Raw genomic sequence first — 14584 nt, 5'->3', positions numbered from 1 at the left:
CCTTTGCCCCGACTATGCGCCAGCGCCGGGGCGCGCGCCAGCCCCCTCTGCCGCCATCGCCCGCAGCATCCGCGCGCGTTCCCCGCCATCGCCGGGATCGGCCAGCGCGGCCGCCAAAGCCTGCAACGAGGCCAGCGAATGCCCCGCCCGCAGCGCATCCACATGCGGCAGCATCGCCCGCACGCCCGCCGCGCGCGGCGCGAACCCGTCCCACCGCAGCAGCGGGTTCACCCAGATCAGGCGGCGGCAGGACAGGTGCAGCCGTTCCATCGCCGCCGCCAGCACCGCCGGGTCGTCGCGTTCCAGCCCGTCGGTGATCAGCACCACCACCGCGCCCCGCGCCAGCACCCGGCGCGACCAGTCGCGGTTGAAGGCGGCAAGGCAGGCGCCGATGCGGGTGCCGCCCTGCCAGTCCTGCGCCTCTGCCCCCGCGGCGGTAAGCGCGGCATCGGCGTCGCGCTGCGCCAGATGGCGGGTGATGTTGGTCAGCCGCGTGCCGAAGGTGAAGGCATGCACCCTGCCCCAGCCCCCGGCCCGCCGCCCGCGCACCTGCCCCGTGCGGCAGGCCACCGCATGGGTGAACTGCAACAGCATGCGCGAATAGGCCGCCATCGACCCCGAGATGTCGCAGATCACCACCAGATCGGGCCGGCGGGGGGGTGCGGCGCGCCGGGGCAGCGCCGCGATGTCGCCCCCCCGCCGCATCATCGCGCGCAGCGCCCGGCGCGGATCCACCCGCCCCTGCGCCTGCGGCAACAACCGGCGCGCGGGCAGCGGGCGGGCGGGCAAGGCCAGATCCGCCAGCATGCGGCGGGCGGCGGCGGCCTCTGCCACGCTCATCTGTTCGAAATCGAGCGTCCGCAGACGTTCCCGGGCCGAGGCGGTGCGGCTCGCGTCGATCTCGATCCGCGCGGCATCGTCCTGCGGCGGGGACGCATCGGGGGCGGCGGCGTCCAGCAGCGCCTCCGCCGCGCGGCGCGCGCCGGGGGCGGCGGCGCGTTCCTCTGCCACGCCACGGACCGAGGGCAGCAGCAACGCCATCATATGTTCCATATAGCGCGGGTCGCGCCAGAACAGGCGGAACACCTGCGCAAAGACCACGCGCTGTTCGGGGCGGGAAACGAAACAGGCGTGCAGCGTCCAGTAGAAATCCTCGCGCCGCCCGAACCCCGCGGCGGCCACGGCCTCTGCCGCCTCGCGCACGCGGCCGGGGCCGATGGGCAGCCCCGCCCGGCGCAGGGCGCGGGCGAAATGGGCAATGTTGTGCAAAAGCTTGCCGTCCTCGGGGATGGGCAGCGCGGGGGGCCCCTCAGCCATCGCGGCGCCGCCCGATCCGGCCCAGATGCGTGTCCTGGAACGTCGCCCCCTTGAGCCCGTAGCCCAACATCCGGTCCATCCCGATATGCGCCGCCCAGACCGCGGCGAGCCCGAGCCAGACCGACGCCCCGCCCGCCAGCCAGACCGCCCCGGCCAGCACCAGCGGCCCCAGATGGCTGTGGGCGAGGTTGTAGCCCACGGCGCCGAACCGGGGCCCCGCCAGATAGGCGGCAAAGCCGGCATCGGGCAGGATGAACACCGCCAGCCCGATCCAGAACGGCACGCCGAGCGCCCAAGCCGCCACCAGCCCCGCCGCCAGGACCGCCGCGCCCTCCAGCCGCAGCCAGGGTGTCGCCGGGTGGCTCATGCGTCCTCCAGCGCCTTTTTCGCCTCGTCCAGCAGCCGGCCCGCCTCTGCCCCCTGCAGCCGCGCGATGTCGTCCTGGTATTTCAGCACCGCGCCGATGGTGTCGGCGATCACCTCGGGCGACAGCGCGATCACATCCAGCGCCAGCAGGCATTTCGCCCAGTCGATGGTTTCCGCCACGCCGGGCTTCTTGAACAGATCCTCGGACCTGAGCCGCTGGACGAAGGCCACGACCTCGCGGCTGAGCGTTTCCGACGCGGCGGGGGCACGGGCGCGCAGGATCTCGATTTCCCGCGCGAAGCCGGGGTAGTCCACCCAGTGGTAAAGACAGCGGCGCTTCAGCGCGTCATGCACCTCGCGCGTGCGGTTGGAGGTGAGGATGACGATGGGCGGCGCCGGCGCGCGGATGGTGCCGAGTTCGGGGATCGTCAGCTGATAGTCCGACAGCGCCTCCAGCAGGAACGCCTCGAAGGGTTCGTCGGTACGGTCGATTTCGTCGATCAGCAGCACGGGCGGGCCGCCGGGCTGCGGGCGCATCGCGGCCAGAAGGGGGCGCTCGACAAGGTAGCGTTCGGAAAAAAGCTCTGCCTGCAACGCCTCGCGATCCGCGCCGCCCCCCGCCTCGGCGGCGCGGATGGCGATCATCTGGGCGGCGAAGTTCCAGTCGGCCACCGCGCTCGCGGCATCGAGCCCCTCATAGCATTGCAGCCGGATCAGGCGGCGGCCGACGGCGGCGGCGATGGCCTTGGCGATTTCCGTCTTGCCGGTGCCGGGCTCGCCTTCCAGGAACAGGGGCCGGCCAAGGCGCAGGGCCAGGAACACCACCGTCGCCAGCGCCCGGCCGCAGACGTAATCCTGTTCGGCAAGCATCGCCTGCACCGCGTCGATGGAACCGATGTCGTGCATGTCGCCCCCCTTGCCGGTTGCCGCCATGCTGCGGGGGCGGCGCGCGCGGGTCAAGCTTGCGCGCGCGCCCCGCGCATGCTTGGCTGGCGCGAAAAGGGGGCGGCATGCGGGCACTGGCGATCACCACGGTGAAGAACGAGGGCGCGTTCCTGATCGAATGGCTGGCCCATCACCGTGCCGTGGGCTTCACCGATTTCCTCGTCTTTTCCAACGATTGCGACGACGGGACGGATGCGATGCTGGACCGGCTGGCGGATATGGGCTGGCTGACCCATATCCGCAACGACGGCCCCCATGCCGAAGGCCCGCAATGGGCGGCGCTGAAGGCCGCCGACCGCCACCCGCTGCGGCAGGCGGCCGACTGGGTGCTGGTCTGCGACGTGGACGAATTCGTCAACATCCATGCGGGCGACCGCACGCTCGGCGCGCTGCTGGCGGCGCTGCCCGGGGCGACGGCGATTCCCCTCACCTGGCGGTTCTTCGGCAATGCGGGCGTGGTAGGGTATCGGGACGCGCCGGTGACGCAGACCTTCACCCGCGCCGCGCCGCGGGTGCTGCACTGGCCCTGGCGGGCGGCGATGTTCAAGACGTTGTTCCGCGACGACGGCGCCTATGGCAAACTCGGCGTCCACCGCCCCCGCAGCCCGGTGGAGGCGCGGATGGCCGGCCAGCACTGGGTCGACGGATCGGGCCGCCCCCTGCCCCCGGCCTTTGCGCGCAACCGGATCTTTTCCGATTTCGGGCAGGACAACCACGCGCTGGTGCAGCTCAACCACTATGCGCTCGGCGCGATGGAAAGCTTTGTCGTCAAATGCGACCGGGGGCGGGCGAACCGCGAGGGGACGGGGTTCGACATGGGCTATTGGGTGGACCGCAACTTCTGCGCCGAGGAGGACCGGTCGATCCTGGCGATGGACCCCCGCAGCGCGCCGATCCGCGCCGCGCTGCATGCCGACCCGGTGCTGGGGCCGTTGCATGCCCGCGCGGTGGCCTGGCGGCACGGCCGCTTTGCCGCGCTGATGGCGCAAGAACCCTGGCGCGCCTTCTTCGGGCGGCTGATGCTGGCCCCGCCCTCGCGCGTGCTGACGCGGGATCAGGCGGAACTCGTCCTGCGCCATGCGCGCGCGGGGGGATCCTAGGCCGGAAACGGCGGCGGCGGACTGTTTCCGGCAACGGCCCGCGCACCGCAAAGCCGCCCCATTGTCAGCACCGTTCGATCACGAAACGATGCGACAACGGCGGCCAAGCCGAAGGCCCGAAAGACCGAGGATGACCATGCAGGACGTGAATACCCCCATCGACGCCGCCGACGCGACCGACCGCGAAAGCTGGCTGCGCCTGATCGAACGGATCGGCGACGAGGCGGGATATTTCGAACCGCTCGGCGCGCGCCACTGGGCGTTCTTCGTCGACGAGGGGCCGCAGCTTCTGGTGACGTTCGAGGAACTGGGCGCGATCCGCGCGCGCCCCGGGCAGATGCCGCTCGGCCATGACATCGCGCGCCGGCACGGCTGGTCGCATCTGTGCATCATCGCCGAAGGCGCGACATGGTACCGAGACCGCCGGGTCTGGGGCTATTTCGACCGGCTGGTGGACGATGCCTTTTTCGAGGATTTCGACCGCACGCTGTTCTTCGGGGCCGACATGGGCGGCTATGCCGCCTGCGCCTATGCCGTCGCCGCGCCGGGCACCACGGTGCTGGCGATCCGGCCCCGGGCGACCCTTTCCCCCGCCGTCGCCGGCTGGGACAACCGCAACCGCGCCGCGCGGCGGCAGGATTTCACCTCGCGCTACGGCTATGCGCCCGACATGATCGACGGGGCGGAACGGATGTTCCTCGTCCACGATCCGGCGGAACCGGCGGATGCGATGCATGCCGCACTCTACCGCAAGCCCTTCGTCACCCGGCTCGACACGCGCCACCTCGGCCCGCGGCCGGAAATCGCGCTGGCGCAGATGGACCTGCTCGAACCGCTGATCGAATCGGTGGCCAGGGGCGAGATGACCCCCGCGGTCTGGGCCCGGATGTGGCGGGCGCGGCGCGGCTTCGGGCCCTGGCTCAAGAACGTGCTGGCGCGGCTGACGCAGGGCCGCAGCCGCCTGCGCGAGGCGATCTTCTGCCGCGCGGCGCTGGCCCGGCAGAACATGCCCCGCGTGCGCCGTCGCCTGACCGAACTGGAAACCGAACTCGGCCAGCAGGGCATCGCCCTGCCCCCGGTCCTGCCGCCGCAGGAATGACTCAGCGCATCGCCGCGAGCGACTCCAGATCCGCGGCGCGCTGCACGGTCAGCCGTTCGAGGCAGGCATAGATCGCCATCCCCTGGGCCGAGCCGCCGGTGAACACCCAGCCTTCGGCATCGCAGGCGCCGTCGCGGAAGGCGATCCAGGTGCGTTGCGCATCGCGCAACGACCGCTCCGCCCCGCGCCGGTCGGGCGGCAGGGCCGCGTCGATCCCCCGCATCACCGCCCGCGCCCTGGGGTAGGCCGCGTTCAGCCGCGCATCGGCGCGCAGCCAGGCCTGTTCGGCGCACCAGGTCAGTTCCACCTGTACCTGCGGATCGGCACAGTTCACCGGCTGCGCCGCCGCAGGGGCGGCCAGCAGCAGGACAGGCAAGGCAAGGGGACGGAGGGTCATGGCGCTTCTCCCGAATACGGTCCGGGTATCCTATGCGCCTGCGGGTCCGCCGCACAGCCCCCGCCGAATCGACTGTGACGAGCGTAGCGCCGGGGGCCAGCCCCCGGACCCCCGGGATATTTATCTCACGGTGAAAGGCGGGGGCGTTTCTTCGGGAAGACGCGGACGCAACTTCATCTTGCCGGAAATACTCCGGGGGTCCGGGGGCTGGCCCCCGGCGCCCACCGAAAGGCCGGGCGCCCCCCGATGGTACTGGAAATGCCGCACGCAATCGGCTAGTGGCGCGGCATGACCGAACGCCTCAGCCTCCGCCGCCCCGATGACTGGCACCTGCATCTGCGCGACGGCGCGATGTTGCAGGGCATCCTGCCCGAAACCGCGCGCCATTTCGCCCGCGCCATCATCATGCCGAACCTCGTGCCCCCGGTGGTCACAGGGGCGCAGGCCGCCGCCTATCGCGACCGCATCCTCGCCGCCCTGCCCGAAGGCATGCGGTTCGAGCCGCTGATGACGCTCTACCTGACCGAGGACACCGACGCAGCCGATGTGGCCGCCGCCCATGCCTCGGGGCTGGTCAAGGCGGTCAAGCTCTATCCCGCCGGGGCTACCACCAATTCCCATTCCGGCGTGCGCGATTTCACCCGGGTGCAGGGCGTGCTGGAGCGGATGGCGGAAATCGGCCTGCCCCTTTGCATCCATGGCGAGGTGACGACACCCGAAGTCGACATCTTCGACCGCGAGGCGGTGTTCATCGACACGGTGCTCGACCCGTTGCGCCGCCGCATCCCCGGGCTGCGGGTGGTGATGGAACATATCACCACGCGCGAAGGCGTGGCCTATGCCCGTGCGGGCGGCGACGATCTGGGCGCGACGATCACCGCGCACCATCTGGTGATCAACCGCAACCATATCCTCGTCGGCGGGATCAAGCCGCATTACTACTGTCTGCCCGTCGCCAAGCGCGAGGAACACCGGCTGGCGCTGCGCGGGGCCGCGACCTCGGGCGAGGGGCGGTTCTTCCTCGGCACCGATTCGGCGCCGCATGTCGATGCGCTGAAGGAACATGCCTGCGGCTGCGCCGGCTGCTTCACCGCGACCAACACCATGTCGCTTCTGGCCGAGGTGTTCGAACAGGACGGCGCAATGGACCGGCTGGAGGCCTTCGCCTCGCTCAACGGGCCGGCCTTCTACCGCCTGCCCGCGAACGAGGACCGCATCACCCTGACCCGCGGCGCGCCGGTGGCCTATCCGGCCAAGATCATCACCGGCGCCGGCCCCGTGACGGTGTTCGACCCCGGCTTTGCGCTGCACTGGCACGTCACCGCCTGAGAAAGGACCGCCATGATCCCCGCCTCCTACCCGCCCCGGGAAGAGATCGCCCGCCTGACCGCGCGCATGCTGCTGGAAATCAAGGCGGTGCATTTCAACGCGGAAACGCCGTTCACGCTGGCATCCGGCCTGCCCTCGCCGACCTATATCGACTGCCGCAAGCTGATCAGCTATCCGCGCATCCGCGCCACCCTGATGGATTTCCTCGCCGTCACCGTGCTGCGCGAGGCGGGGTTCGAGGCGTTCGACAACGTGGCGGGCGGGGAAACCGCGGGCATCCCCTTCGCCGCGCTGGTGGCCGAGCGGCTGGCGCTGCCGATGACCTATGTGCGCAAGAAGCCCAAGGGCTACGGCCGCAACGCCCGGATCGAGGGCGTGATGACCGAGGGGCAGCGCGTGCTGCTGGTCGAGGATCTGACGACCGACGGCGGATCGAAACTGTCCTTCGTCGATGCGATCCGCGAAACCGGGGCGGCCTGCGGGCATACGGCGGTGATCTTCTACTACGGCATCTTCCCGGATACCGAATCGCGGCTGGCGGCGCATGGGGTGCGGCTGCATCACCTGTGCACCTGGCGGGACGTGCTGGCAGAGGCGCGCGCGCAGGGCGCCTTCGACGCCGCGACCCTGGCCGAGGTGGAGGCGTTCCTGAACGCGCCCCGCGCCTGGCAGGAAGCGCGCAAGGGGTAGGTTCCGCCCCCGTATCGCCCCTGTGGATGACCGGCGGGGGCCGGGCCGCCCGAATCCCCGCGCTTGCCCCCTGCCCGCCTGCCGATCGCAAGATATGGGGGGCGGGGCATCCGTCCACAGCTTGTCCACAGGATTCAGGGCCGCTTGTCCCCGATTTCGTCCTCATTGCGCCGACAGCGCCATTGGCGCTATGCAGTACCACAAAAGAACAACACCCCGAGGCCGGCATGAGCGATATCGCAACCCTGCGCAGCAGTCTTCCCGCCACGCCCGCCGCCACCCCCGAAGAACCCGAGGCTCTGCCGCATAATATCGAGGCGGAACAACAGCTTCTGGGCGCGATCCTGACCAACAACGACGTCTACGACAAGATCGCGGCGCTGGTGAAGGCGGATCATTTCTTCGACCCCGTGCACCAGCGCATCTACGAGATCGCCGCCGCGCGCATCCAGAAGAACGCGCTCGCCAGCCCGGTGACGCTGAAGGCGTTCATGGAGGATGACGCGGGCCTCAAGGAACTCGGCGGCCCGGCCTATCTGGTGCGGCTGGCGGGGGCGGCGATTTCGGCCTTTGCCGCGCGCGACTATGCGCAGATGATCTACGACCTTGCGGTGCGGCGCGAACTGATCGCGCTCGGCCGCGACATCTCGGCCAAGGCGGCGAAGGTCGAGGTCGAATCCGAACCGCGCGAGCAGATCACCGAGGCCGAACAGCGGCTTTACAAGCTCGGCGAACAGGGCGTGGCGGAACGGGGGTTCCAGAGCTTCCTGCGCGCGGTGACGGCGGCGGTGGATGTGGCCAACGCCGCCTATCAGCGCGGCGGCGGGTTGTCGGGGATCCCCACGGCGCTGGTCGATCTCGACAAGAAGCTGGGGGGCCTGCATCCGTCCGACCTTCTCATCCTTGCCGGGCGGCCCTCGATGGGCAAGACCTCGCTGGCCACCAACATCGCCTTCAACGTCGCCAAGGCCTACAAGCGCGGGCGCAAGCCCGACGGGTCCGAAGGCGCGGTGGAAGGGGGCGTGGTCGGGTTCTTCAGCCTCGAGATGTCCGCCGAACAGCTGGCGGCGCGAATCCTGTCGGAGGCGGCAGAAGTGCCATCCGAACAGATCCGCCGCGGCGACATGACGGAACAGGAATTCCGCCGCTTCGTCGAGGCGGCGAAATCGCTGGAATCCTGCCCGCTTTACATCGACGACACCCCCGCCCTGCCCATCAGCCAGGTCGCGGCGCGGGCGCGGCGGTTGAAGCGGACGCACGGGCTCGACGTGCTGATGGTGGACTATCTGCAACTGCTGAAAGGGTCCAGCAAGGACAACCGGGTGCAGGAAGTGTCTGAAATCACCCAAGGTCTGAAGGCCATCGCCAAGGAACTGAACATCCCCGTCATCGCCCTGTCGCAGCTGTCGCGCGCCGTCGAAAGCCGCGACGACAAGCGCCCGCAACTGTCGGACCTGCGGGAATCGGGGTCGATCGAACAGGACGCGGATGTGGTGATGTTCGTGTTCCGCGAGGAATACTATCGCGAACGCGAAAAGCCCGGGGACCACGATCTGGAGGCCATGGCGAAATGGCAGCAGATCATGGAACAGGTCCATGGCAAGGCCGAGGTCATCATCGGCAAGCAGCGCCACGGGCCCATCGGCACGGTCGAACTGTCGTTCGAGGGCCGCTTCACCCGCTTCGGCAACCTCGCCAAGGCGTGGCAGGGGGATGCGGGCGGCGGCTTCTGACCGCCGCCGCGCCGGTCAGTCGTGCGCCCGGTCAGTCGTGCGACAGCGTGACCGGGATGTTGCCCTTGGTGGCATGCGAATAGGGGCAGACGACATTGGCCTTGGCCAGCAGGTCGTCGGCCACCGACGCGTCCACCCCCGGCAGATGCGCGCGCAACGCGACCTCCAACCCGAAACCCTCGCCATCCTCGCGCGGGCCGATGCCGACCTGCGCGGTGATCGCGGCATCGTCGGGCAGCGTCACCTTGGCCTTGCCCGCCACCAGCTTGAGCGCGCCGAGGAAACAGGCGGCATAGCCCGCGGCGAACAATTGTTCGGGGTTGGTGCCCTTGCCCCCGGCGCCGCCCATGTCCTTGGGTACGGCCAGCGCGACTTCCAGCGCGCCGTCGGGCGTCACGGCGCGGCCATCGCGCCCGCCGGTGGCGCGGGCCTCGGCGCGGTACAGGATCTTCTGGGTCATCGGTCGGCCTCCTTCAGGGGTGAAAATTGTGTATCGTGATATTCAATCGCGTACGATAGGATAGGCATGGCCGGGCGGCGGGGTCAATGCCTTGCGGTCCCGCTGCGCGCGATCTAGCCTGCCCCGCCCCATCGACCAAAGGTGCCCATGCTCAGCCCCGCCCAGCTTTTGTGCTTCAACCTCTATGCCGCCAGCCACGCCTTCCAGCGCGCCTACAAGCCGCATCTGGACCCGCTCGGCCTGACCTATCCGCAGTTTCTCGTGATGGTCAGCCTGTGGCAGCAGGACGGCCAGCCGGTCGGCGCGCTGGCAGAGGGGTTGGGGTTGGAAAGTTCCACCCTGTCGCCGCTGATCAAGCGGCTGGAGGCCGCGGGGCTGGTGACGCGCGCGCGGTCGGGGCAGGACGAACGCCGCGTGATCGTGACGCTGACCCCGCAAGGGCGCACGGCGGCGGCGCAGGCGGCGAAGGTGCCCGAATGCCTGATCGCCGCAGCGGGGCTGAGCGGGGCCGAATACCGCCACGCGATGGAAACGGTCGGCGACCTGCGCGCCCGGCTGGCGGCGGCGGCGGAGACGCCCATTGACCCCCGGCCCGGCTGCGTGCAGGAAGACGGCATGCTGATCTACAAGATCTTCCGCCGCCCCGAATGGGATGCCCTGCGCGCCGCCGGCGAAACGGCGGGCGCGCCCGTCGATCTGGCCGACGGGTTCATCCATTTTTCCACCGCCGCACAGGTGGCCGAAACCGCCGCGCGCCATTTCGCGCAGGAAAGCGATCTGGTGCTGGTCGCGGTATCCTCTGCCGCGCTCGGCCCGGCGTTGAAGTGGGAACCCTCGCGCGGCGGCGCGCTGTTCCCCCACCTCTACCGCCCGCTGCGGCTGGCGGATGTGGTCTGGGACAAGTCGCTGCCGCTTGGCGCCACCGGCCATATCTTTCCCGAGGGGCTGCTGTGAACGCGGTCGAGCGCCTCGGCCTTTGCGCCCTGCACCGGATGGACCCGGAACGCGCGCATGGCCTGTCGCTGCGGGCGCTGCGGGCGGGGCTGGTGCCGCTCGCGGGCGTGGTGTCCGGCCCGCGGCTGGCGGTGGATCTGGCCGGGCTGCGCCTGCCGAACCCGGTGGGGCTGGCCGCCGGTTATGACAAGAACGCGGTGGCGCTGGCGGCGCTGACCCGCGCGGGCTTCGGCTTTGTCGAGGTCGGCGCCGCGACGCCCCGGCCGCAACCGGGCAACCCCCGCCCGCGGCTGTTCCGCCTGACCGAGGACCGGGCGGTGATCAACCGCTTCGGTTTCAACAACGAGGGCGCGGCGGCGATCGGGGCGCGGCTGGCGGCGCATCCGCGCGGAACCGTGCCGGTGGGGCTGAACCTCGGCGCCAACAAGGACAGCGCCGACCGGGCGGGCGATTTCGCCGCGGTGCTGGCCTCCTGCGGCCCGCATGTCGATTTCGCCACCGTCAACGTATCCTCGCCCAACACCGAACGCCTGCGCGACCTTCAGGGCCGGGCGGCGCTGGCCGCACTGCTGGCGCGGGTGATGGAGGTGCGGGCGGGTCTGGCGCGGCGGGTGCCGGTGTTCCTCAAGATCGCACCCGACCTGACCGGCGACGAGATCGCAGAGATCGCCGAAGTGGCGCTGGACGCCGGGGTGGATGCGATCATCGCCACCAACACCACTTTGAGCCGCGAAGGTTTGAAATCTGCAAGCCGCGATCAGGCAGGCGGGCTTTCCGGCGCGCCGTTGTTCGAAAAGTCCACCCGTGTGCTGGCGCAGCTTTCCGCCGCCACGGGGGGCCGCCTGCCGCTGGTGGGCGTGGGCGGCATCGGTTCCGCTGCCGACGCCTATGCCAAGATCCGCGCCGGGGCCTCTGCCGTGCAGCTTTATTCGGCGCTGGTCTATCAGGGCCTGTCGCTGGCGGCGGATGTCGGGCGCGGGCTCGACGCGGCGCTGGCGCGCGACGGGTTCGACAGCGTGGCGCAGGCCGTGGGTAGCGGACGGGGGGACTGGCTGTGACCGAGATCTGGCACAATCCGCGCTGCGGCAAGTCGCGCGAAACGCTGGCCCTGCTGGAATCGCGCGGGATCAATCCCCGCATCCGCCGCTATCTGGACGACCCGCCGACCGAGGCCGACCTGCGCGCGGCGCTGGCGGCGCTTGGCCAGCCCGCCCATGCGCTGCTGCGCTGGAAGGATGCGCCGGACCTCGACCCCGGCATGGGCGAGGATGCGGTGATCGCGACGCTCGCCGCCCGGCCCGCGCTGATCGAACGGCCGCTGGTGATCCACGGGGGCCGCGCAGCACTCGGCCGTCCGCCGGAATCGGTGCTGGCGCTATTCTGACAGCCGCGCCTCGACCCGCGGATAGCGCAAGGCCATCGTGATCCCCCGCACCGCATTTAGCACCATCAGCGCGGCCCAGAGCCCGTGGTTGCCGAAAACGGGCACCAGCGCCGCCAGCGCCACGCCATAGACCAGCACGGAAACGAACATCGCATTGCGCATGTCGCGGGTCATCGTGGCGCCGATGAACACACCATCCAACATCCAGCTGGCCACGCCGATCAGCGGCGCGGCAACCAGCCAGGGCAGGTAATCCCGCGCCGCCGCCCGCACCTCGGGCGCCGTGGCCATCAGGTCGATGATCGCCGGCCCCGCAGCCAAGAACACCGCCGCCAGCGCCACCGCCCCGCCGACACCCCATTGCGAGGCCACCACCGCCGCCCGCCGCACCCCGGGGCGCGACCGTGCGCCGACCGCCTGCCCCACCAGCGTTTCGGCGGCAAAGGCGAAACCGTCCAGCGCATAGGCGGTGATTTCCAGAAACTGCAACAGCACCTGGTTCGCCGCCAGCCGCACATCCCCCTGCGCCGCGCCGAGGAACAGGAAGGTGGTGAAGCTGGCCTGCAAACAGACAGACCGGATCATGATGTCGGTGTTGACCGCCAGCATCCGCCGCAGCGGCCCCACCGCCAGCACGCCCGCAGCCCCCGACAGCCCGTCGCGGCACAGCCACAGCCCGACCGCCAGCCCCGACCATTCCGCGATCAGCGTCGCCACCGCCACGCCGGGCACACCCCAGCCGAGCCCCAGCACGAACCACAGGTCCAGCGCGACGTTGAGCCCGTTCATCCACAACTGCACCGCCAGCACCGCCCGCGTGCGTTCCACCGCGATCAGCCAGCCGGTGACGGCGTAAAGCGCGATGGTCGCGGGCGCCCCCCAGATGCGGATCGCCAGATACTGCCGCGACAGCGCCTCGACCTCGGCGCTCGCGGGGGCCAGCCGGAAGGCGCCCCAGACCACGGGCCCCTGCAAGGCCACCAGCGCCAGCCCCGCCACGCCCGCCACGACCAGCGCCCGGATCAGGATCGCCGCGCGTTCGCCCGTGTCCCCCGCGCCATGCGCCTGCGCCACGAGGCCGGATGTCCCCATGCGCAGAAACCCGAAGATCCAGTAGACCGAGGCGAGGATCACCGCCCCGATCCCCACCGCGCCGATGGGCGCGGCCTGCCCCAGCTGGCCCACCACGCCGGTATTGACGGCCCCCAGCAAGGGCACCGTCGCATTCGCCAGCACGATGGGTGCCGCGATGCGCAGCACGCGGCCATTGGTGATGGGTCGGCTCACCTCTGCGGCATCAGGAAATGGCCCGTCGCCTGCGCGAAAAGCCGCGCCCGGTTGTCCTGCCATGCCTCGACATGCACGCTGGCATAGCGGCGGCCCGAACGGTTCACCCGCGCCCGCGCATAGGCATCGCGCGGCAGGCCGGACCGCAGATAGTCCACCGTGAAGTCGATGGTGCGCGGCAGTTGCGGCAGATGCGTCGGATGCAGCGTGGTGGGGTCGAGCTTGCCGGTCTCCATCTCTTCCCAGAGCGCGGACCAGGCCAGTTCGATGATCGCCGCGGTTTCCAGAAACGCCGCCGTCACCCCGCCATGCAGCGCCGGCAGCACCGGGTTGCCGATCAGCGAATCGTCATAGGGCAGGACGGCCGTCAGCTCATCCCCCCGGCGGTCGAACTGGACGCCGAGGAACTGGATATAGGGCACCCCCTGCACCAGCGCCCGCAGGGCGGTGTCGCGGCGCAGCTTGATCTGCTGCACGGGTTCGCGGCGCGATTGCCTGGGGGTCATGACCGTCCCTCCATCCCGGGTTCCACGGTGAAGGCGCCGGTGGCGACGGCCACGGGACGCGCGGTGTCGTCGTCGCAGGCGGTGACGCGGATGAAGGCGACCGAACGGGTGACGTGATAGCAGACCGCATCGGCCACGATCCGCTGGCCCGGGGTGGCGGCGCGCATGTAGTCCACCCGCAGGTCCATCGTCGCCGTACCCCCCGGCCCCGCGGGATGCAGGATCACCGCGGTGCCGGCGGCGCTGTCCATCAGCGTGAACACCACGCCGCCATGCAGCACCCCGGTCTGCGGGTCGCCCACGAAGCGCAGGTCATAGGGCAGCGCCAGCACCGCGCGGGCCTCGGCCAGTTCCACCACCTCGATCCCGAGCGCGCGGACATGGGGGATCGCCTCCATGAACTGGCGCGCGATCTTGAGCTTGTCGACCTTCATGGGCCCCCCTTTCCCCGCCACTATTCGCCCGAAGCCCGCGGCCTTCAAGGCCGATTGCGCGGCCCGGGTGTTGACCTTAGGTTATCTCGACAAGGGGTAGCAGATGACCGAAACCGAGATCAGCTTCAAGGACATGTGCGCGCGGTTCGAGGTGACGCCGCGCACCCTGCGCTATTACGAATACATCGAACTGCTGCGCCCCCGGAAGGACGGCCGCGCGCGATTCTACGGCCCGCGAGAGGTGGTGCGGATGACGCTGATCCTGCGCGGGCGGCGTTTCGGCTTCAGCCTTGAAGAGATCCGCCAGTGGCTTGAAATGTACCATGAAAGCGGCACCGAGGCGCAAACCCGCGTGCTGCTCGACGCCGCCGACCGGCAACTGGCGGCGCTGGAGGCGCAGAAGGCCGCGCTTCAGGCCGCAATCGACGATCTGGCCGCACTGCGCGCCGAGGCGGCGGAGCGGCTGGGTACCCCCTGACTACCTTCCCCCGACCCTTTTGAGTTCCGCCTCGACGTTCTGGACCATGAGGGTGAGCCTTGGCCCGACGTCTTCGCGGATGCGGGCTTCGGTGAGCTGGAAGGC

General features: G+C 70.3%; 17 protein-coding genes and 1 pseudogene. 10 read left to right on the top strand and 8 right to left on the bottom strand.

Going from position 1 to position 14584, the window contains the following annotated elements; all coding sequences use genetic code 11:
* Positions 1-12 precede the first annotated feature (12 nt).
* Genes RGD00_RS04815 through RGD00_RS04805 form a run of 3 tightly spaced genes read right to left on the bottom strand, consistent with a single transcriptional unit; the run spans position 13 to position 2589 of the window.
* Complete coding sequence (locus tag RGD00_RS04815; protein WP_310456161.1) at positions 13-1317, bottom strand: vWA domain-containing protein; 1305 nt, start codon at positions 1315-1317, stop codon at positions 13-15.
* Complete coding sequence (locus RGD00_RS04810; RefSeq protein WP_310456160.1) at positions 1310-1684, bottom strand: DUF4260 family protein; 375 nt, start codon at positions 1682-1684, stop codon at positions 1310-1312. The genes RGD00_RS04815 and RGD00_RS04810 overlap by 8 nt, the downstream gene beginning before the upstream one ends.
* Positions 1681-2589, bottom strand: a complete 909-nt coding sequence (locus RGD00_RS04805) for an AAA family ATPase (protein WP_310456159.1) — start codon at positions 2587-2589, stop codon at positions 1681-1683. The genes RGD00_RS04810 and RGD00_RS04805 overlap by 4 nt, the downstream gene beginning before the upstream one ends.
* Before the next feature lie 104 nt (positions 2590-2693).
* On the opposite strand from RGD00_RS04805, the gene RGD00_RS04800 reads away from it, so the two are divergent.
* Positions 2694-3728 carry a glycosyltransferase family 2 protein gene (locus RGD00_RS04800; protein ID WP_310456158.1) on the top strand — a complete coding sequence of 345 codons (1035 nt, stop codon included), beginning with the start codon at positions 2694-2696 and terminating at the stop codon, positions 3726-3728.
* A 130-nt stretch (positions 3729-3858) separates the two neighbouring features.
* Positions 3859-4827, top strand: a complete 969-nt coding sequence (locus tag RGD00_RS04795) for a phosphoadenosine phosphosulfate reductase (RefSeq protein ID WP_310456157.1) — start codon at positions 3859-3861, stop codon at positions 4825-4827.
* Position 4828: 1 nt separating this feature from the next.
* Here the strand turns inward: RGD00_RS04795 and RGD00_RS04790 are convergent, their stop codons facing one another.
* Positions 4829-5224, bottom strand: coding sequence for a lysozyme inhibitor LprI family protein (locus tag RGD00_RS04790; protein ID WP_310456156.1), 396 nt, complete (start codon positions 5222-5224; stop codon positions 4829-4831).
* 288 nt (positions 5225-5512) lie between these two features.
* On the opposite strand from RGD00_RS04790, the gene pyrC reads away from it, so the two are divergent.
* From pyrC to RGD00_RS04775, 3 genes are all read left to right on the top strand, one after another.
* A complete protein-coding gene (gene pyrC / locus RGD00_RS04785; protein WP_310456155.1) occupies positions 5513-6553 on the top strand; it encodes a dihydroorotase in 1041 nt (346 codons plus the stop codon).
* Positions 6554-6565: 12 nt separating this feature from the next.
* On the top strand, positions 6566-7243 hold the full coding sequence (locus RGD00_RS04780; protein WP_310456154.1) for an orotate phosphoribosyltransferase: 678 nt from the start codon (positions 6566-6568) through the stop codon (positions 7241-7243).
* Between the two features lie 227 nt (positions 7244-7470).
* Positions 7471-8976 (top strand): replicative DNA helicase, encoded by a 1506-nt coding sequence (locus RGD00_RS04775; protein WP_310456153.1) that lies wholly within the window; start codon positions 7471-7473, stop codon positions 8974-8976.
* 31 nt (positions 8977-9007) lie between these two features.
* On the opposite strand, the gene RGD00_RS04770 is transcribed toward RGD00_RS04775, so the two are convergent.
* Positions 9008-9436: an organic hydroperoxide resistance protein gene (locus RGD00_RS04770; RefSeq protein ID WP_310456152.1), complete on the bottom strand. Its 429-nt coding sequence runs from the start codon at positions 9434-9436 to the stop codon at positions 9008-9010.
* A gap of 147 nt (positions 9437-9583) precedes the next feature.
* On the opposite strand from RGD00_RS04770, the pseudogene RGD00_RS04765 reads away from it, so the two are divergent.
* From RGD00_RS04765 to arsC, 4 genes and pseudogenes are all read left to right on the top strand, one after another.
* Positions 9584-9889 (top strand): annotated as a pseudogene (locus RGD00_RS04765) (MarR family winged helix-turn-helix transcriptional regulator); the annotation flags it as partial.
* Positions 9890-10051: 162 nt separating this feature from the next.
* Complete coding sequence (locus RGD00_RS04760; RefSeq protein WP_310456374.1) at positions 10052-10390, top strand: DUF952 domain-containing protein; 339 nt, start codon at positions 10052-10054, stop codon at positions 10388-10390.
* Positions 10387-11448 carry a quinone-dependent dihydroorotate dehydrogenase gene (locus tag RGD00_RS04755; RefSeq protein ID WP_310456151.1) on the top strand — a complete coding sequence of 354 codons (1062 nt, stop codon included), beginning with the start codon at positions 10387-10389 and terminating at the stop codon, positions 11446-11448. Before RGD00_RS04760 ends, RGD00_RS04755 begins: the two co-directional genes overlap by 4 nt.
* Complete coding sequence (arsC, locus tag RGD00_RS04750) at positions 11445-11774, top strand: arsenate reductase (glutaredoxin) (RefSeq protein WP_310456150.1); 330 nt, start codon at positions 11445-11447, stop codon at positions 11772-11774. The genes RGD00_RS04755 and arsC overlap by 4 nt, the downstream gene beginning before the upstream one ends.
* Here arsC and RGD00_RS04745 read toward each other — a convergent pair.
* From RGD00_RS04745 to RGD00_RS04735, 3 genes are read right to left on the bottom strand one after another with little or no spacing between them, the layout of a single operon-like run.
* Positions 11766-13124 carry an MATE family efflux transporter gene (locus RGD00_RS04745; protein WP_425603362.1) on the bottom strand — a complete coding sequence of 453 codons (1359 nt, stop codon included), beginning with the start codon at positions 13122-13124 and terminating at the stop codon, positions 11766-11768. The two genes, arsC and RGD00_RS04745, sit on opposite strands and share 9 nt — an antisense overlap.
* Complete coding sequence (locus RGD00_RS04740) at positions 13058-13567, bottom strand: PaaI family thioesterase (protein ID WP_310456148.1); 510 nt, start codon at positions 13565-13567, stop codon at positions 13058-13060. Before RGD00_RS04740 ends, RGD00_RS04745 begins: the two co-directional genes overlap by 67 nt.
* Entirely contained in the window at positions 13564-14001 is a 438-nt protein-coding gene (locus tag RGD00_RS04735) for a PaaI family thioesterase (RefSeq protein ID WP_310456147.1), read from the bottom strand. The genes RGD00_RS04740 and RGD00_RS04735 overlap by 4 nt, the downstream gene beginning before the upstream one ends.
* 103 nt (positions 14002-14104) lie before the next feature.
* Here RGD00_RS04735 and RGD00_RS04730 point away from each other — a divergent pair, with 103 nt between their 5' ends.
* Positions 14105-14479, top strand: coding sequence for a MerR family transcriptional regulator (locus RGD00_RS04730; protein WP_310456146.1), 375 nt, complete (start codon positions 14105-14107; stop codon positions 14477-14479).
* Positions 14480-14584 lie beyond the last annotated feature (105 nt).

The sequence above is a fragment of the Ruixingdingia sedimenti genome (assembly GCF_031432425.1).
GTDB classification, from domain to species: Bacteria; Pseudomonadota; Alphaproteobacteria; order Rhodobacterales; family Rhodobacteraceae; genus Ruixingdingia; species Ruixingdingia sedimenti.
This window is presented reverse-complemented; position numbering and strand designations above follow the sequence as displayed.